A 17416-nucleotide genomic window follows, 5' to 3' on the forward strand; every position below is an offset into this window, starting at 1 on the left:
TTCGCGCCCGCGGGCGTCCGCATTCCATGAATCCAAGCAAGGGAGTTCCGCCGTGTCCGTTACCCGCATGAGCGATCTTGATCTGCGCGGCAAGCGCGTGCTTATCCGCGAAGACCTGAACGTGCCGATCGAGAACGGCCACATCACCTCCACCCAGCGCCTCGACGCCTCCCTGCCCACCATCAAGGCCGCCCGCGAGGCCGGCGCCAAGGTGATGGTGCTCTCGCACCTGGGCCGCCCGAAGGAAGGCCAGTTCGATGCCGAATCCTCGCTGGCGCCGGTCGCCAAGTGGCTGAGCGACAAGCTCGGCCAGCCGGTGCGCCTGGTGGCCGATTATCTCGACGGTGTCGAGGTGGCCGACGGCGAAGTGGTGGTGCTCGAGAACTGCCGCATGAACGTGGGCGAAGGCAAGGACGACGAGGCGCTGTCGAAGAAGTACGCCGCGCTGTGCGACGTGTTCGTCATGGACGCCTTCGGCACCGCGCACCGCGCGCAGGCCTCCACGCACGGCGTGATCAAGTACGCTCCCATCGCCGCCGCCGGCCCGCTGCTCTCCGCCGAACTGGACGCGCTGGGCAAGGCGCTGGAACACCCGGCCCGCCCGCTGCTGGCCATCGTGGCCGGCTCCAAGGTCTCCACCAAGCTCACCCTGCTCGAGAACCTGATCGGCAAGGTGGACCAGCTGATCGTGGGCGGCGGTATCGCCAACACCTTTATCGCCGCCATGGGTTACCAGGTCGGTAACTCGCTGTACGAGCCGGATCTCATCCCCGCCGCCAAGAAGGTCATGGCCGACGCCAAGCGCCGCAACGCGGACGTGCCGGTGCCGGTTGACGTGGTGGTGGCGCCGGAGTTCTCCGCCCACGCACCCGCCACGGTGAAGCCGGTGGATCAGGTGAAGGAAGGCGAGATGATCCTGGACATCGGCCCCGAGACCGCCAAGCGCTACGCCGAGATGATCGCCAAGGCCGGCACGGTCGTGTGGAACGGCCCGGTGGGCGTGTTCGAGTTCGACGCCTTCGGCCATGGCACCGAAACCCTGGCGCGCGCGGTCGCGGCTTCCCCGGCGTTCTCCATCGCCGGTGGCGGCGACACGCTGGCCGCCGTCGAGAAGTACGGCATCGAGAAGGATGTCTCGTACATCTCCACCGGTGGCGGCGCCTTCCTCGAATTCCTGGAAGGCAAGGAACTGCCGGCCGTGGCCGCCCTCAAGGCGCGCGCGGGCAAGTAATGCTTTGCCTGTTCGACCTTGACGGCACGCTGATCGATTCGGAAATCGGCATCCTGGGCTGCGTCCGCCACGCGCTGACGCAGCTGGGCGTGGAACATCCCGCCGAGATGCGCCACTGGATCGGTCCGCCGCTGCGCCACAGCTTCGCGCCCTTGCTCGACCACGATCACGATCGCATCGAGCTGGCGGTGGAGTACTACCACCAGCGCTTCCACGCCATCGGTTGGCGCGAGCACACGGTGTATCCGGGCATCGAAGCGATGATCGGCCGGCTGCAGTCGGCCGGCCACACGCTGGCCGTGGTCACCAGCAAACCCGAGCGGCATGCGCGCCCGATCATCGAACACCTGCCCTTCGGCAGTGCGTTCGCGCGCCTGTACGGACCGGACCCGTCCAGCCCGCACAGCGAGAAGGCCTCGATGATTGCCGCCGCGCTGGCCGATTTCGGAGCATCGCCGGAACAGACGGTGATGATCGGCGACCGCCACTTCGACATCGATGGCGCCGTGGCCAATCGCGTGCCGGGCATTGGCGTGCTGTGGGGTTTTGGCAGCCAGGCGGAGCTGGAAAAGGCCGGCGCGCATGCATTGGCGCGCGACCCCGAGCATCTCGCCGGACTGCTGGCCGCCTGACCTTCCCGTCGAGGGAATGTGGATCGCCGCCGGTTCAGACGGTGGCGATCAAGCCCGATAGATCCGTCGCCCCCACGTCCACGCTCGCCTGCGTGAGCAAGGTCGTCACCTGACCACGATGATGGGTCTGGTGATTGAAGAAATGCATGATCAGATAGAAATACGGCTTGCGGAAGCGCTCGCCGCGCGTGTTCGCGTAGGCCAGCGCGTGATCCAGATCCTCCTCGGTCACCGCATCGGCCCAAGCGCTTATCACACCGTCGAGAAAGCGCCGATGCGCGGTGAGCGATGCGAGATCGCCAAACGGCTGCGCGGCCAGATCACGCTGGATGGGCAACCCGCGCACCGGATCGAGTGCCGCATGGCGGGCCGGATGATCGGCAAAGCGCTGCAGCCAGATCATGTCGGCAACGGCGATGTGAGTGAGCGTGCCGTGGACGGAGCCGAAGAACGCGCCGCGGTCCGCCATGATCTCTTCCGGCGCCAGCGTCGCCGCCGCCGCGTAGACTTTATCGTTCATCCAGCGATTGTAGGCAGCCATTTGCCGCACGTGGTCGCGGCGCGTCGGAACATGAGTGGTCATGGGATGGGCCTGCGGCGAAAGTACCCAGCCTAGCGCCGGCGATCGCTCCCGTCGCCTGCCGGATGGAACGGTGCGCAAAGAAAAAGCCGCGGCGAGCCGCGGCTTTTTCACACTACTGTCGCTGACGGCTTAGCCGATCACGCGCTTCACCGCATCGACCACGTGGGCCACGGTGAAACCGAAGTGCTCGAACAGCTGCGGCGCCGGCGCCGACGCACCGAACGTTGTCATGCCGACCACCTCGCCATCGAGGCCGACGTACTTGCGCCAGAAGTCGGACGTGGCTGCTTCCACCGCCACGCGCGCGCGGCACCAGCCCGGCAGGATCGCTTCGCGGTATTCCAGCGGCTGCGCATCGAACACTTCCGTGCACGGCATGGACACCACGCGCACCGGCACGTTCTGCTGCGCCAGCGTGCGGGCCGCTTCCATCGCCAGCTCCACTTCCGAGCCGGTGGCGATCAGAATGGCCTTGAACTTGGTGTCCTGCGGATCAGACAGCACGTAGGCGCCGCGCGTGATGTCGGCCACCTGCTGGGCGCTGCGCTGCTGGTGCTTGAGGTTCTGGCGCGAGAACACCAGGCACGCCGGGTTGCCCTTGCGCTCGATGGCGGCCTTCCACGACACGGCGGTTTCCACCGCATCGCACGGACGCCACACCTGGTTGTTCGGGATGTAGCGCAGCGAGGCGAGGTGCTCCACCGGCTGATGGGTCGGGCCGTCTTCGCCCAGGCCGATCGAGTCGTGCGTGTACACGTGGATGGCGTGCGCCGGAATCAGCGCGCTCATGCGCACGGCGTTGCGCGCATAGTCGGAGAACACCAGGAACGTTGCGTCGTACGGAATGAAGCCGCCATGCAGCGCCAGGCCGTTGGCGATGGCGGACATGCCGAACTCGCGCACGCCGTAATAGACGTAGTTGCCCTTCGGGTTGTGGCCGTTGCCGGCATCCACGCTGCCCGACCACTTGGTGAGGTTGGAGCCGGCCAGGTCGGCCGAACCGCCGATCAGTTCCGGCAGCAGCGGCGCAAACGCTTCGATGGCCATCTGCGAAGCCTTGCGCGAGGCGACCGTGGGGCCGTCGGCCTGCATCTTCTCGACATAGGCCTGCGACTTCTGCGCCCAGTCGGACGGCAGCTCACCGGACACGCGGCGGTTGAATTCGGCCGCCAGCTCCGGGAACGCAGCTGTGTACTTGGCGACCGCGTCGTGCCACTTCTGCTCGCGCTCGGCGCCGGCTTTCTTGTGATCCCAGCCGGCGTAGATCTCGGCGGGAATCTCGAACGGGGCGTAGCGCCAGTCCAGCGCATCGCGCGCGGCGGCGACTTCGTCCTTGCCCAGGGCGGCGCCGTGGCTTTCTTCCTTGCCCTGCTTGTGCGGCGCGCCGAAGCCGATGATGGTGCGCGCGCAAATCAGCGTGGGCTTGTCCGACTGGCTGGTGGCCGCCGTGATGGCCTTCTTGATGGCCTCGGCATCGTGGCCATCCACGCCGCGGATCACGTTCCAGCCATAGGCCTCGAAGCGCTCCGGCGTGTTGTCGGTGAACCAGCCATGCACTTCGCCGTCGATGGAAATGCCGTTGTCGTCGTAGATGGCGACCAGCTTGCCGAGCTTCCACGTACCGGCCAGCGAAGCGACTTCGTGCGAGATGCCTTCCATCAGGCAGCCGTCACCCAGGAACACATAGGTGTGGTGGTTGACGATCTCGTGACCGGGGCGGTTGAAATGGTCGGCGAGCACCTTTTCCGCCAGCGCGAAACCCACCGCGTTGGCCAGGCCCTGGCCCAGCGGGCCGGTGGTGGTTTCCACGCCTGGGGTTTCGCTGGCTTCCGGATGGCCGGCGGTGCGGGAATGCAGCTGGCGGAAGCGCTTGAGCTGATCCATCGGCAGGTCGTAGCCGGTCAGGTGCAGCAGCGCGTACTGCAGCATCGAGCCGTGGCCATTGGAGAGCACGAAACGGTCGCGATTGAACCACTTCGGATTGGTCGGGTTGTGCTGGAGGAAATCGTTCCACAGCACCTCGGCGATATCCGCCATGCCCATGGGCATGCCCGGGTGGCCGGAATTGGCCTGCTCCACGGCGTCCATGGCGAGGGCGCGCACGGCGTTGGCGAGTTCGCGACGGGTTGTCATCTAGGGGTCTCCGGGAAAGGCGGCCATAAAAGCCGCTATTGTCGCCGATCCCGCACCACCCTGTCGCCAATCCGGTGCGCTCCCTGAATGACGTGAAAGGTTAACAACACCTTAATAGTGGACTAACCGGTATTGAAACTCAGAGGCCTCTTACCCATCTAAGGATCAGCACCGTCGGCACGAGGTGCCCAGCCGCGCAACACCGAACCCCCGGAAGACGCGGACTGGCCCAATAAGACGAAGAGGAAACCCCATGAAGAACACCATTCTTGCCCTCGCCCTGGCTACGGCCGGTCTTGCCGCTGTTCCGGCGGCTTTCGCCCAGGAAACTGGCAATGCCCAGCAGGGCTGGTACGTCGGCGCCAACGCCGGCTACGCCCAGGTCCAGAAGGGCCCCTATGACAACGGCAGCTTTGCCGGCGGCGTGAAGGGTGGCTACCGCTTTGCGATCAACCCGGACACCTCGCTGGGCGCGGAAGTGGGTTATGTCTACCTGGGCCGTGCCGACGCGCGTGGCGCGTACACCCAGAACTACGCCAACTACAACGGCAACAACGGCCAGTCCAAGCTGCAGGGCGCCACCGCCGGCCTGAACCTGCGCTACAGCTTCAGCCCGAACTGGTACGGCGAAGTCCGCGGCGGCGCTTTCTTCGCCAAGGGCTCGGGCTTGACCGACGACAAGTTCAACCCGCAGAACGTCAACTTCAACAGCACCCGCTACTACGCTGGTCTGGGCGCGGGCTACAACATCAACAAGAACTTCAGCGTCGGCCTGAACTGGGACTACTACGACGGCAGCCAGAGCGACAAGAACATCCACCTGCCGACCAACCTGTACAGCGTCAGCGCGGAATACCGCTTCTGATCCATCGGTTGTGCGAAACGAGAACGGGCGCCGCAAGGCGCCCGTTTTCTTTTTGCCGCGCAAAACAAGACGTTGCCGCAGTACGAATCAAGAGCATTCCGAAGGACCCTCCGGGCATCGCGGTCTAACCTCTCTGACCCGACCGAACGGGCACGACCACCCTGGGACTTGCAGCCGTTCGGGAATCGAACCCCGATACCCCAAATGGAATGTTCCTCATGAAAAAGATGGTTGCAGCCCTTGCGCTGGCCACGGCCGGCCTCATCGCACTTCCCCTGTCCGCACAGACGACCGAAGGCAATTACCAGCCCGATCAGCAGGTGGGCAGCGGCAACTGGTTCGTCAACGCCAACGCGGGCGAAGGCCACATGGCCGATCACCCGTACTCCAAGCATCCCACCGTCTACGGCCTCAACGGCGGCTACCGCTGGAAGGTCGGCCCGGATCTCGGCTTTGGCGTCGAGGTGGGCTACAACTACATGGGCAACATCAACTACCCGGTCGTCAACACCAACGTGGGTACGTTCACGGGCAACCAGAACCTGCAGGGCTGGACCCTCGGCGTCAACGGCAGGATCAATCTCTGGCAGGGCCTGTACTGGAGCGGCCGCGCCGGTGCCTATGGCTGGAGCAGCCATAGCTACGACGACGATCTGGCCCGTCACAGCTACAGCGGCGTCAACTGGTACGTCGGCACGGGTGTCGGCTACGACTTCAATCAGAACTTCAGCCTTGGCCTGGCCTACGATTACTACAAGGCCGACATGAGCAAGGGTGCTTTCGGCGTCCGCTCGACCGACGCGCTGTCGCTCACTGCGGAATATCGCTTCTGATAGCTCGATCGACGCGAAACAAAAACGGGCGCCGCGAGGCGCCCGTTTTCTTTTACGGCTGGCAAGAGGATGCGCTTACTTGGCGTTCCACTGACCCAGCGCGGCGAGGCCGTTGTCCTTGGCGCGAGCCAGCACGGTCTTCTGCGCTTCGGCGTAGTTCGCCTTCATGTCCTTGGACCACAGCTTGAGTGCGGCCTGCTGCATGGCGCGGCCATAGGAGAACGACAGCGGCCACGGGTGCGGGCCCATGCGGTTCATGGCGTTGAGGTGGGCGGTGGACTGCTCGTCGGTCTGGCCGCCGGAGAGGAACACGATGCCCGGCAGCGTGGCCGGCACGGTGGTCTTGAGCACGCGCACGGTGGCTTCGGCGACTTCCTCGACCTCGGCCTGCTCATCCGCTTCCTTGCCCGGGATGACCATGCTGACCTTCAGGATGGTGCCTTCCAGCATCACGTTCTGCTCGTACAGCGCGTTGAACAGGCTGCGCAGCACGGCCTCGTGCACTTCGTAGCTGACTTCGATGCTGTGGTCGCCATCCATGATCACTTCCGGCTCGACCATCGGCACCAGGCCGGCTTCCTGGCACAGCGCGGCGTAGCGAGCCAGCGCGTGGCAGTTGGCTTCGATGGCGGTGGAGGACGGGTTGTCCTCGGAGATGTTGATCACCGCGCGCCACTTGGCGAACTGGGCGCCCAGCTTCACGTATTCGGCGAGGCGCTCGCGCAGGCCGTCGAGGCCCTCGGTCACCACGTCGCCCGGGAAGCCGGCCAGCGGCACGGGGCCCTTGTCGACCTTGATGCCCGGGATGATGCCGTTCTTCTTCATCACCGTGGTGAACGGCACGCCGTCCTTGGTCGACTGGCGGATGGTCTCGTCGTACAGAATGGCGCCGGAGATGTGCTCGTTCAGGCCCGGCGCGGTGAGCAGCAGCTCACGGTAGGCGCGACGGTTCTCTTCGGTGTTGTCGATGCCAACGGCCTCGAAACGCTTCTTGATGGTGTTGGTCGACTCGTCGATGGCGATGATGCCCTTGCCGGGCGCAACCATAGCGAGGGCAACGCTTTCGAGATCTTCGATGCTCATGACAACTCCGGATACTTAGGCGGTGTGGGCCGCACAAGGTGATGCCGCCCCGGTGGGGCGGAGGCTGAAAGGCCGCGATTATAGGCCAAGCGGCCGTCCGGGGTCCGGAGAGGGCCCTGAACGGCCCGCTGAGGGGCTTCAGGCCTGGTCGTAGCCCGGCAGCTTGCAGGCGTTGATGATGGACTGGCGCTGGGCCGGGTCGGTCGGCAGGTTGAACGGCACGATGTAGTACGTGCTCACCGGCTCGTGCGTGTTGTTCTTCAGCGCCGGGCCGTAGCGGAAGTTGCTCACCACGCTCTTGGCCACGGCGTCCAGGTCGCTCTGCGGCACGACCTTGCGCACCGTGACGTTCTGCGGGATGCCGTCCGAACCGATCATGTAGCTCACCGCCACGCAGCCGGGCTTGTCCATGTTGCGGCCGCTGTTGGGCACATCGGCGTCGACCTTGGTGTTGAGCATGATCCAGTAGGACTGGATCTGCTCGGGCCCGACCATGCGCTCGTGCGACTGCGCGAGCAAGGGCGCCGCGCCCGCCGTGGCCAATGCCAGCACCAGTGCCTGGGCCAGGCGACGTGACTTCGTGTTCATGGAAAACCTCCTGCTCGTGGTCGGGGACGGTGCGCCGATTCTAGCGATACCGCGGCCCGGGCGACGAAGGCGTGAGCCCCATGGCCGTGCGCGAAAACGCCGCGCGACGGAGCGCCATCGCCCGCCGCCCCGGCCCACACCGGGTCGACGGACGATGGCGACTCAACGCGACTTGCTCAGAGATCCCGCAGGCACTCGACCACGCCCTCGGCGCCCACCGAGAGCAGCTTGAGGGTGTTGGTGCCGCCGCCCTGGCCGATGTGGTCGCCGTGGGTCAGCACCACGCGGTCGCCTTCCACCAGCTTGCCTTCGATGAAGAGCTGGCGCACGGCGTCGCGGGCCGAGCCGGCGGTGGTCTGCGACACGTGGGTGAACTTCACCGCCGTCACGTCGCGGAAGATGGACATGCGGCGCCGCGCATCGTCGAACGGCGACAGCGCGTAGATGGGCACCGCGCTGCGGTAGCGCGAGAGCCATTGCGCCGTGGCGCCCGACTCGGTCAACGCCACGATGGCGCGCACGCCGAGCTGGCTGGCCAGCAGCATGGCGGCCAGCGCGATGGCCTGGTCGGTGCGGTCCAGGTGGTGGCCCTGGGTCGCGGGATCTTCCTTGGGCTCGAACTGGCGCTCGGCGCCCAGGCAGATGCGGCGCAGCGCGGCCACGGCCTTGTCCGGGTGCGCGCCGGCGGCGGATTCCTCCGACAACATCACGGCGTCGGTGCCGTCGATGACGGCGTTGGCCACGTCCATCACTTCCGCGCGGGTCGGGATGGGCGAACGCACCATCGACTGCAGCATCTGCGTGGCGGTGATGACGGCACGATTGCGCTGCACCGATTCGCGGATGATCTTCTTCTGCAGGCCGGGCAGCTCGGCGTCGCCGATCTCCACGCCCAGGTCGCCGCGCGCCACCATCACCACGTCGGACGCGTCGATGATTTCGCCCAGCACCGGAATGGCGTCGGCGCGCTCGATCTTGGCCACCAGCGAGGCCTTGCCGCCGGCCTCTTCCAGCAGGCGGCGCGCCAGGTTCATGTCGGCCGCTGAACGCACGAAGGAGACGGCGAGGAAGTCGCAACCGATTTCCGCAGCGAGCTTGATGTCGGCCTTGTCCTTGTCCGACAGCGCATCCACGGAAAGGCCGCCGCCCTGGCGGTTGAGGCCCTTGCGGTCGGACAGCTTGCCGGCGACCAGCACCGTGCAATGGATTTCCGCGCCGACCACCGCGTCGACGGTGAGCGCGACGAGGCCATCATCGAGCAGCAGCACGTCGCCGGGCGCCACGTCCTTGGGCAGGTCGTGGTAGCTGACGCCCACGCGCGTGGCGTCGCCCAGCGGCGCGTTCGGGCTGCAATCGAGCACGAACTTGTCGCCGACGCGAAGCTCCACCGGGCCGTTGGCGAATTTCTCGACGCGGATCTTGGGACCCTGCAGATCGGCCAGCACGCCGACCTCGCGGCCCAGTTTCGTCGCGACATCGCGCACGGCCGTGGCGCGGGCACGATGGTCGTCCGGCTGGCCGTGGGAGAGGTTCAGGCGAACCACGTCCACGCCCTCGGCGATGATTTTTTCGAGCATGCCAGGCACGTCGGTGGCGGGACCGAGGGTGGCGACGATTTTTGTGCGGCGCAGCGGATTTTCAGTAGTCATACTTCGAGACTAGCAAAACCACGCGTGCGGTCCAGAGGGTTTTTGCAAGCATTTTGCGCGCCATCCATGCCACTCAAGTGGACTGCATCTGGCATGCGAACCAGATGAGGCGACTGGTATTGCCGTTCGCCGCAGACATGGACTCTACGCAAAACACTGGTCTGCTTATCAAGCGCATGGACGTCCAAACACTGGTGTCATGACCAGCCATCTTCCAATCCACTCGACGCTTTCGCCGGGCCGGTGGACAGCCGCGCGAAAATCGACCTGGCAAAGGGCGCGGCGCCGGCGGCATTTCGTTGTCGCAATGCAACAAAATGGCGACGAAAAAAAGCGGACCGACCCACGCAGAGCCGGCCCGCCACGACGGATGCAACCTTCCTCGCCGCGCCGTTGGCGCGACAAGGGTGTCGTCAATGCGAGAGCGTCAGGTTGAGCACTTCGGCCAGGCGGCGGCCGGCTTCGCGCAGGCGCAGTTCGGCCACCGGCAGTTCCTTGTCCACATAGGCCTGGTCGATCTTGTGGCCATTGGGGTAGATGTCGCGCGAGATCGCGCACGACTCCTCGGCCCATTGCGCGTAGGCGTTGTCATACGGCGGAATCGGCGCGGGCAAGGTCACCGTGCCCTGCCCTTCCAGCTTGTCCGCGTAGGCCTTGTAGTCCAGGCCGGTGGTCTTGAGCAGGCCCGAGTCCCACACGCTGTGCAGGTTGGTGCCCTTGTCGTTGAACTGCACCTGGTATTCGTTGCCGCCCTTGTCGTCGCGCGAACCGGCGTGCAGGGGCTGGTGCTCGTCGCCGATGAAGTGGACGACGAACTTCAGCGCCTCCAGCCGCGCCGCATCCGGCTGGCTCTTGTCGCCAAGGATCTTCACGTAGTGATCGATGCCGGCGACCACGCAGCGGTCGCCCTTGCAGTCGCGCGGCGGCGTGTAGTTGCAGTCGCCCGATATGAAGTTGATGTAGTGCAGGCCGCTGGTCTGCTTCCACAGCGCGTCCTTGGTGGGATCGTTGCGGATCTCGTCCGGCCAGCTGGCGATGTCGGCCAGCGACTTGGTGTGCTCCGGCGCCAGCAGGCGCTCCACTTCCGCCTCGGCCGCCGGGCTCAGGTGGCGCTGGGCCAGGTCGGCCACGATGCTGTGGCCAAGCTGGCCCCATGCGTGCACGGCGGGCGCCAGGGCGAGGCTGAGGAGGGCGGCGGCAATGGTTCGGCGCGGTAGTGACATGATGCGGCGGTTCTTGGCAGGGAAACGATCAAGTCTGCCACGGTCTCATGACAGGTTCGCGCCAGCAATGCTCACGCTTCGCCGGGAATGGACAGCGCCTTGCCCTCGCCATCGTGCAGGCTCACATCCACCTTGATGCCCTGGCGCACGCTCTGCGTGACGATGCAGAAGTCCTCGAACTGGGCGAGCACGCGATCGAGGTGTTCGAGCATCTCGGCCTTGTCCGCCAGTTGCAGGTCCACGCCGATATGGGTGATGCGCAGGCGGCCGTGCTCGTTGCGGTTCAGCGTGAGCCTGGCCTTGGCGCCCAGGGTGCCCGGTGCGTTCTTGTACTTGCGCAAGGCGAACAGCAGGCTGGCCGCCAGGCAGTTGGCCACCGCCGTGGCCAGCATGCGCGAGGGGTTGGGACCGGCGTCGCGGCCCAGCGGCGAGCCTTCGTCCGTGATCAGGTCGGGAATGGGCGTGTCGTCGAAGCGCACGCGGAACTCATAGTCCGACACCTGCTCGAGGGTGATCCCAAAGCTCTGTTCTGTCTCGCTCACGCCAATCTCCTGCTGGGCCGGGGCGCCCGAAAGAAAAGCCGATTCAAGCGCTTCTGGCGTCCGCTGAACAGCCCCGTCCGGGTGATCCGCGAATGGATGGGAGCTGCAGGCGGGTTCAGGCTAAAATGACGGTTTTACGGCGGTCCCACAGCCGCCATTGTCCGTCACCTCACAGGAGGACGCTGTCCCATGGCCATCAAGGTCGCCATCAACGGTTACGGTCGCATCGGCCGCAACATTCTGCGCGCGCTGTACGAAGCCGGTCGCACCAACGAGATCCAGATCGTTGCGATCAATGACCTCGGCAATGCCGAGACCAATGCGCACCTGACCCAGTACGACACCGCACACGGCAAGTTCCCGGGCACCGTGTCCGTGGACGGCGGCGATCTGATCGTCAACGGCGACCGCATCAAGGTCTGCGCCGAGCGCGATCCGTCCAAGCTGCCGTGGGGCGCCCTGGGCGTCGACGTGGTGCTGGAATGCACGGGCCTGTTCACCTCCAAGGCCAAGGCCAGCGCGCACCTCGCCGCCGGCGCCAAGAAGGTGATCATCTCCGCCCCCGGCGACAAGGACGTGGACGGCACCTTCGTCATCGGCGTGAACGACGACAAGCTCACTTCCAAGCTGGAAGTGATCTCCAACGCGTCGTGCACCACCAACTGCCTCGCTCCGCTGGCCAAGGTGCTGCACGAGAAGATCGGCATCCAGCGCGGCCTGATGACCACCATCCACGCCTACACCAACGACCAGGTGCTGACGGACGTCTATCACTCCGACCTGCGCCGCGCCCGTTCGGCCACGCACTCGCAGATCCCGACCAAGACCGGCGCCGCCGCCGCGGTGGGCCTGGTGTTGCCGGAGCTCAACGGCAAGCTGGACGGTTTCGCCATGCGCGTGCCGACCATCAACGTGTCGGTGGTGGACCTGGTGTTCGACGCCGCCCGCCCGACCACCAAGGAAGAAATCGACAAGGTCATCAGCGAAGCCGCCAACGGCCCGCTGAAGGGCATCCTTGCCGTCAACACCCAGCCGCTGGTGTCGATCGACTTCAACCACAACCCGGCCTCGTCCACCTATGACGCCACGCAGACGCGCGTCATGGAAGGCACGCTGGTGAAGGTGCTGTCGTGGTACGACAACGAGTGGGGCTTCTCCAACCGCATGCTCGACATGACGGTTGCGCTGATGGCGGCCAAGTAAGCCACGCCGACACAGCAAACGAAAAAAGCCGGGCTTAGCCCGGCTTTTTTCATGTCGGCGCGGCGAAGCTTGCCTTGCGCCGCTTAACCGAGCGCCGCGAGCGCCGCGTCGTAGTTCGGCTCGTTGGCGATCTCGCCGACCATTTCGCTGTGCACGACCTTGTTCTGGCCATCCAGCACCACCACGGCGCGCGCCGCGAGGCCGGCCAGCGGACCCGACGCGATGGCCACGCCATAGTTCTTGAGGAAGTCGTGGCCGCGCAGGGTGGAGAGCGTGACGACGTTGCTCAGGCCTTCGGCGCCGCAGAAGCGCGCCTGCGCGAACGGCAGGTCGGCGGAGATGCACAGCACCACGGCGTTATCGAGCTGGCTCGCCTTCTCATTGAAGCGGCGCACCGAGGTGGCGCAGGTGGGCGTGTCGATGCTGGGGAAAATATTCAGCACCTTGCGCTTGCCGTCAAAGCTGGCGAGCGTCACATCGCTCAGGTCCTTGCCGACCAGCGAGAAAGCAGGCGCGGCCTCACCCTTGGCGGGGAAATGGCCATCGACCTGGACCGGATTGCCTTTCAGCGTGACTTGGGACATGGGACACCTCGTTGGATGGGGTCCTTAAGTAGACCACGGCGGGCACGGGAAACACGATGGTTCTGCTCGCTATCCGCGCTTGATCGTCATTTCCGCGAAAGCGGGGATGATGATCGTACAGGGTTGCGAGGCTCTGTTGGCGGATCTATAGCGGCTGCTTACCCACCCACTCCAGCTGCAGCCACAGCTTGGTGTCGTCGCGGCCATATCGGTCGGCGCGATAGTCAGCCGCCTTGAGCATGGCGTTCAGTCCCGGCACCAACGCATAGGACAACGAGGCATCCCATTCGCTGCCATAACGCACACTGCCGCGCACGGCGCGAAATTCGTGATAGGCGACTACCCAACTGAACTGCCTAGCCAATCCCGACGCCCCCAGCGGCCCGTTGAACGCCGCGTAATAGTCCTGCAGGCCCGCCGCCGGAGTCACGGCGAACTGGTCGTCCCAGCCATTGAAGGCATGCAGGCTGGCGAGCGGCGTTTGCAGGGCATGGCGGCCATCGCCGCCCAGGAACTCCCAACCCAGCTTGCCCGTGATGCCCCAGGCCGTCCATGACGGTTCCGCCAGCCAGTAGTTGTTGGCGAAGCGCTGCGGATTGTTGGCATAGTCGTACTGGCGTGCGCCTTCCACGCTCCACCCAAAGCCTCCCTCGGCCGCGGGCTTGCCTATCCAGCGCACGCCATAGGTGGCGGTGGAAGCCGTGGCGACGTCCTTGTCCTTGTGCAGATAGGCGTAACCGACCACCTGCTGCTGTCCGCGGCTCCAGGCACCGTGCAGCAGATGAGTGTTGAGGTCACGATGCCGGGCCAGCGGGTTGATCGCGTCCGGGCCGGCCACGCGATTCACGCGATCGAGCCAGTCATAGCTGAAAACCCAACGGGCGCCGGCCTTCCACCGCAACGCGACGGCATCGAAGGTCTGTTCGAACTGTCGCCACGCAACCGTACCCACCCAGCGCTGGTTATCCAGCGCCACTTCCTGTCGCCCTGCCTTGGCGCTCGCTGCGTCCCCCTGCCACGCGAGCCAGGCCTGATTGAGCTCGGCGCCCTTGGGATCGGTGATGGATGGGTACTGCGCTTGTCCGTTCGCGCCGCTGTTGTAGTGATCGCCGGCACTCGCCGTGCCGGCGCCTTCCACGAAGTAGCTCCAGCCATGACCCACCTCGCTGCGAATACCCAACCTCAGTCGCAGCGTATCGGCGTAAGCGTGCGGCGCATACGCCGCGCTATCCACCTGCTCGTGGCGCAGGCGGGCATTCCATTCCAGTTGCAGGCCGTTGCCGGAAGCACCGGAGGATTGGGCGAGCGCCGCAGCGGATGACCCGAACAAGGCCAGCGCGATACCCGCGAAGAAACACGGTACAAATTTCAAGAACGACTCCCGCCGAGAACTACCGAGGTGCGCTTACTTTTCCGCCAGCGCTTTCCTCACCGCATGCACAAACTCGGCATCCACGCGGCCAATCACGTTCGTGCGGGCCACGATGCGGCCTTCCGCATCGAGCAGCACCAGTTCGCTGGAATGATTGAAATCGCCATCCGGCAGTTGTCGGTATTGCAGGCCGAGCATTGCCGCGATCTTCCGCGTGTCGTCCACGTCAGCGCGCGCCAAGGTCCATTGCGCAGGTGAAAGCCCGCGACGCAGCGCGTAGCCGTGCAGCACGCCTGCCGTATCGCGGGCGAGATCGAAGCTCACCAGCAGCAGGCCGAGCCGGGCATCGTTCTTCTCGGCCGCCGCTTGCGCGGTGATTTTCATGGTGTCGACGATCAGGGGACAGACCATCGTGCACGAGGTGTAGAACATCGAAACAATCTGCACGTGACCGCGCCGGTCGGCCCAGTGCCAGGCGTGGCCGTCCTGATCCACCAGCGGCGCGTTGAACTGATAGACCGAATCGCCTGGCAGCGCGTTGCCGCCGAACGCTCCGCTTGCGAAGACCAGCAGCAGAAGACACAGAAACCATCGCTTCATGTTGATTCCTCAGAGTGAACGGACGCAGCGGAAGCCCAGGTTTCGCGTGGTATCCGATGCCTTCAGCGCGGACAGCATCGCGACGCGCATCAACGTCGCGTAGTTTTCCTTCTGCTGCAGGGTGAGCGCGGCGGCACCGCAGAACCGGGCCTTGTCGGCGCCGTTCTGCTCGCGGCTGTCCGCGCTCACCAGCAGCGCATTGAAATCGTCCACCCATTCCCACACGAGACCATTGAGGTCACGTAGGCCATATACGTTGGCCGCACCACCGACCGGGGCCAACGGCGCAGACGACGGCCGCCCGTACCAATCCAGCACGCTCTGGCGCCAGGCGGGGTCGGCGCGTGCATCCGTGCGATGCGCATCGGCGGCGGCCGCGACTTCCCACTCGTACCACGTCGGAAGCCTCGCGTCCTCGCCCTCGCAGTAGGCGCGGGCGGCAAACCAGCTCACTTCCGTCACCGGTTGATCGGCGAGCACCGCATCGCCCAGCGACAAGGCGCCTGCCCAATGCGAGAGATAGGCGCCATCCGCGAATAAAGCAGGAACCTGATCCTTGCTCCATGCCGTATGCGTCCGCACGAAGGCGAGGTACTCCGCGTTCGTCACCGGCTCCGCGCGCATGGCGAACGGCGCGATGCGCGCGGGTGCGTTCTGCCCGTCCGCCGGCAACACGCTGTTGAACGTCCCGCCGGGCAGCGGCACATAGTCCGCCGCCATCGCGGCGACGCCACCCAGCATGGCACCAAGAAATACCGCGAAGCGCACGCGAGCGACCTCAGTGCGCTTCGCCGCCAGCCGCCGCGGGCTGCGCGCGAACCTTGCCCACCTCTTCCTTGCTCACCTGCCCGCCGGGATTGCCCCAGCTGTTGAGCACATAGGTCAGGATGTTAGCCACCTCGTCATCCGTGAGTTGTGCCATCGGCGGCATCACGGAGTTGTAGTCCTTGCCGTTGACGGTGATCGCGCCCGTGAGCCCATGCAGCGGAATGGAAATGAGCTTCTCCTTGGCGAGCTTCGCCAGATAGTCCGACTTGGCCAGCGGCGGAAACACGCCTGCCATGCCTTCGCCGCTGCCCTGGTGACAGACCGAACACGTGCCCTCGAACAACTGCTGGCCGGCCTTGACCTGTTCCTCCTTGCTCAGCGTGCCGCTGGCGTTGGCCTTCGCCGCCACGGCGACCGCGTGGAGGTTGTCGCCCGCGCGGTCGCCCAGATATACGGAGTCCACTTCCTTGCCGGAATAGATGGCCTTATTGGTCGGTCCCTCCACTTTCAGCATGCCCAGCGCGCCCTTGTTGAAGGCGCGGAAGATCGAATGATCCACCAGCACGTAAGTGCCCGGCACGTCCACACGGAACTCGGCCATCATGGCGCCACCGGCGGGAATGAGCGTGGTCTGCACGTTTTCCTGCGCGTGCGTGCCGCCCTCGTAATAGACCTTGTCGAAGATCTCACCGATGACGTGGAAGCTCGACACCAGGTTCGGTCCGCCATTGCCCACGAACAGGCGCACCGTTTCACCCACCTTCGCACTCAGCGCATGATCGCCGGTCAACGCGCCTTCTCGTCCGTTGAACAACACATACGTCGGGCGCTCTGCGATGGCCGCATCCATGTCGAACGGTTGATGGCCTTTCTCGCGGTACTTGCCCGTGGTGTAGAAGTCGCCCTGCATCACGTAGTACTCGTGATCCACGGTGGACAAGCCTTCAGGCGGCTCGATCAGGATCAAGCCGTACATGCCGTTGGCCACGTGCATGCCCACCGGCGCGGTCGCGCAGTGATAGACGTAGAGTCCCGCGTTGAGCGCCTTGAACGTGAACTGCGATTCGTGCCCCGGCGCGGTGAAACTGGATGCCGCGCCGCCGCCCGGTCCGGTGACGCCGTGCAGGTCGATGTTGTGCGGCATCTTGTTGTCGGGTGCGTTCTTCAGATGGAACTCCACCGTGTCGCCCTGGCGCACGCGGATGAAACTGCCAGGCACGGTGCCGCCAAACGTCCAGTACGTGTAGGTGACGCCTTCGGATATCGGCATCTCCTTCTCGATGACTTCCAGCTCCACGATCACCTTGGCGGGATAGTTGCGATGGATCGGCGGCGGCACGTGGGGAGGAACGCCCAGCAGCGCATGGATGGGCTCGCCTTGCGGCGGCCCTAGATCACCGGGCACCGCTGCGCCATTCGCTGCGACTGCGGGCGCCGCAGCGGCCTTGCCGTCAGCGGCGATGAGGTTGACGGGCAACAGGCCCGCGGCCAGAAGCACGAGAGGTATCAGACGCGACATGTAACGCT

The 17416-nt window shown here is 65.3% G+C and carries 17 protein-coding genes; 5 read left to right on the forward strand and 12 right to left on the reverse strand.

Annotated features, from left to right (window positions below):
* Positions 1-52: 52 nt before the first annotated feature.
* Complete coding sequence (locus BDW41_RS13180) at positions 53-1231, forward strand: phosphoglycerate kinase (RefSeq protein ID WP_074548688.1); 1179 nt, start codon at positions 53-55, stop codon at positions 1229-1231.
* Positions 1231-1863, forward strand: coding sequence for an HAD hydrolase-like protein (locus tag BDW41_RS13185; RefSeq protein WP_074548690.1), 633 nt, complete (start codon positions 1231-1233; stop codon positions 1861-1863). Before BDW41_RS13180 ends, BDW41_RS13185 begins: the two co-directional genes overlap by 1 nt.
* Before the next feature lie 34 nt (positions 1864-1897).
* Here BDW41_RS13185 and BDW41_RS13190 read toward each other — a convergent pair whose 3' ends face one another.
* Both BDW41_RS13190 and tkt read right to left on the reverse strand, forming a co-directional pair.
* Positions 1898-2557 carry a DinB family protein gene (locus BDW41_RS13190; RefSeq protein ID WP_233496868.1) on the reverse strand — a complete coding sequence of 220 codons (660 nt, stop codon included), beginning with the start codon at positions 2555-2557 and terminating at the stop codon, positions 1898-1900.
* An 18-nt stretch (positions 2558-2575) separates the two neighbouring features.
* Complete coding sequence (tkt, locus tag BDW41_RS13195; protein WP_074548694.1) at positions 2576-4579, reverse strand: transketolase; 2004 nt, start codon at positions 4577-4579, stop codon at positions 2576-2578.
* Between the two features lie 253 nt (positions 4580-4832).
* Here tkt and BDW41_RS13200 point away from each other — a divergent pair, with 253 nt between their 5' ends.
* The gene (locus tag BDW41_RS13200) at positions 4833-5444 is read left to right on the forward strand and encodes an outer membrane beta-barrel protein (RefSeq protein WP_074548696.1); all 612 of its coding nucleotides are present in this window, start codon (positions 4833-4835) and stop codon (positions 5442-5444) included.
* A 218-nt stretch (positions 5445-5662) separates the two neighbouring features.
* Positions 5663-6277, forward strand: a complete 615-nt coding sequence (locus BDW41_RS13205; RefSeq protein ID WP_074548698.1) for an outer membrane beta-barrel protein — start codon at positions 5663-5665, stop codon at positions 6275-6277.
* A 75-nt stretch (positions 6278-6352) separates the two neighbouring features.
* Here the strand turns inward: BDW41_RS13205 and BDW41_RS13210 are convergent, their stop codons facing one another.
* The 5 genes from BDW41_RS13210 to BDW41_RS13230 form a co-directional block, all read right to left on the reverse strand.
* The gene (locus tag BDW41_RS13210; RefSeq protein WP_074548700.1) at positions 6353-7360 is read right to left on the reverse strand and encodes a class I fructose-bisphosphate aldolase; all 1008 of its coding nucleotides are present in this window, start codon (positions 7358-7360) and stop codon (positions 6353-6355) included.
* A gap of 138 nt (positions 7361-7498) precedes the next feature.
* Positions 7499-7948, reverse strand: a complete 450-nt coding sequence (locus BDW41_RS13215) for an energy transducer TonB (protein ID WP_074548702.1) — start codon at positions 7946-7948, stop codon at positions 7499-7501.
* Between the two features lie 176 nt (positions 7949-8124).
* Entirely contained in the window at positions 8125-9597 is a 1473-nt protein-coding gene (gene pyk / locus BDW41_RS13220) for a pyruvate kinase (protein ID WP_074548704.1), read from the reverse strand.
* Positions 9598-10010: 413 nt separating this feature from the next.
* The gene (locus tag BDW41_RS13225; protein ID WP_074548706.1) at positions 10011-10820 is read right to left on the reverse strand and encodes a S1/P1 nuclease; all 810 of its coding nucleotides are present in this window, start codon (positions 10818-10820) and stop codon (positions 10011-10013) included.
* A 71-nt stretch (positions 10821-10891) separates the two neighbouring features.
* Complete coding sequence (locus BDW41_RS13230) at positions 10892-11362, reverse strand: OsmC family protein (protein WP_074548708.1); 471 nt, start codon at positions 11360-11362, stop codon at positions 10892-10894.
* Between the two features lie 189 nt (positions 11363-11551).
* Here BDW41_RS13230 and gap point away from each other — a divergent pair, with 189 nt between their 5' ends.
* The gene (gene gap / locus BDW41_RS13235; RefSeq protein WP_074548710.1) at positions 11552-12565 is read left to right on the forward strand and encodes a type I glyceraldehyde-3-phosphate dehydrogenase; all 1014 of its coding nucleotides are present in this window, start codon (positions 11552-11554) and stop codon (positions 12563-12565) included.
* Positions 12566-12648: 83 nt separating this feature from the next.
* Here gap and tpx read toward each other — a convergent pair whose 3' ends face one another.
* The 5 genes from tpx to nirK all read right to left on the reverse strand — a co-directional run bounded on the left by tpx (position 12649) and on the right by nirK (position 17408).
* Positions 12649-13149: a thiol peroxidase gene (gene tpx, locus BDW41_RS13240; RefSeq protein ID WP_074548712.1), complete on the reverse strand. Its 501-nt coding sequence runs from the start codon at positions 13147-13149 to the stop codon at positions 12649-12651.
* 145 nt (positions 13150-13294) lie between these two features.
* Positions 13295-14521, reverse strand: coding sequence for an alginate export family protein (locus tag BDW41_RS13245; protein WP_074548714.1), 1227 nt, complete (start codon positions 14519-14521; stop codon positions 13295-13297).
* Positions 14522-14554: 33 nt separating this feature from the next.
* A complete protein-coding gene (locus tag BDW41_RS13250) occupies positions 14555-15121 on the reverse strand; it encodes an SCO family protein (protein ID WP_074548716.1) in 567 nt (188 codons plus the stop codon).
* Positions 15122-15130: 9 nt separating this feature from the next.
* Positions 15131-15889 carry a formylglycine-generating enzyme family protein gene (locus BDW41_RS13255; protein WP_233496869.1) on the reverse strand — a complete coding sequence of 253 codons (759 nt, stop codon included), beginning with the start codon at positions 15887-15889 and terminating at the stop codon, positions 15131-15133.
* Between the two features lie 10 nt (positions 15890-15899).
* Positions 15900-17408 (reverse strand): copper-containing nitrite reductase, encoded by a 1509-nt coding sequence (nirK, locus tag BDW41_RS13260; protein WP_074548718.1) that lies wholly within the window; start codon positions 17406-17408, stop codon positions 15900-15902.
* Positions 17409-17416 lie beyond the last annotated feature (8 nt).

It is taken from the genome of Dyella sp. AtDHG13 (assembly GCF_003201105.1).
GTDB classification, from domain to species: Bacteria; Pseudomonadota; Gammaproteobacteria; order Xanthomonadales; family Rhodanobacteraceae; genus Dyella; species Dyella jiangningensis_B.

Bases quoted from the DNA above. Each gene is read 5' to 3' on its own strand.
- pyk (WP_074548704.1), bottom strand. From the start codon at position 9,597: ATGACTACTGAAAATCCGCTGCGCCGCACAAAAATCGTCGCCACCCTC.
- gap (WP_074548710.1), top strand. From the start codon at position 11,552: ATGGCCATCAAGGTCGCCATCAACGGTTACGGTCGCATCGGCCGCAAC.
- BDW41_RS13205 (WP_074548698.1), top strand. From the start codon at position 5,663: ATGAAAAAGATGGTTGCAGCCCTTGCGCTGGCCACGGCCGGCCTCATC.
- BDW41_RS13185 (WP_074548690.1), top strand. From the start codon at position 1,231: ATGCTTTGCCTGTTCGACCTTGACGGCACGCTGATCGATTCGGAAATC.
- BDW41_RS13215 (WP_074548702.1), bottom strand. From the start codon at position 7,948: ATGAACACGAAGTCACGTCGCCTGGCCCAGGCACTGGTGCTGGCATTG.
- BDW41_RS13225 (WP_074548706.1), bottom strand. From the start codon at position 10,820: ATGTCACTACCGCGCCGAACCATTGCCGCCGCCCTCCTCAGCCTCGCC.
- BDW41_RS13200 (WP_074548696.1), top strand. From the start codon at position 4,833: ATGAAGAACACCATTCTTGCCCTCGCCCTGGCTACGGCCGGTCTTGCC.
- tkt (WP_074548694.1), bottom strand. From the start codon at position 4,579: ATGACAACCCGTCGCGAACTCGCCAACGCCGTGCGCGCCCTCGCCATG.
- nirK (WP_074548718.1), bottom strand. From the start codon at position 17,408: ATGTCGCGTCTGATACCTCTCGTGCTTCTGGCCGCGGGCCTGTTGCCC.
- BDW41_RS13250 (WP_074548716.1), bottom strand. From the start codon at position 15,121: ATGAAGCGATGGTTTCTGTGTCTTCTGCTGCTGGTCTTCGCAAGCGGA.
- tpx (WP_074548712.1), bottom strand. From the start codon at position 13,149: ATGTCCCAAGTCACGCTGAAAGGCAATCCGGTCCAGGTCGATGGCCAT.
- BDW41_RS13210 (WP_074548700.1), bottom strand. From the start codon at position 7,360: ATGAGCATCGAAGATCTCGAAAGCGTTGCCCTCGCTATGGTTGCGCCC.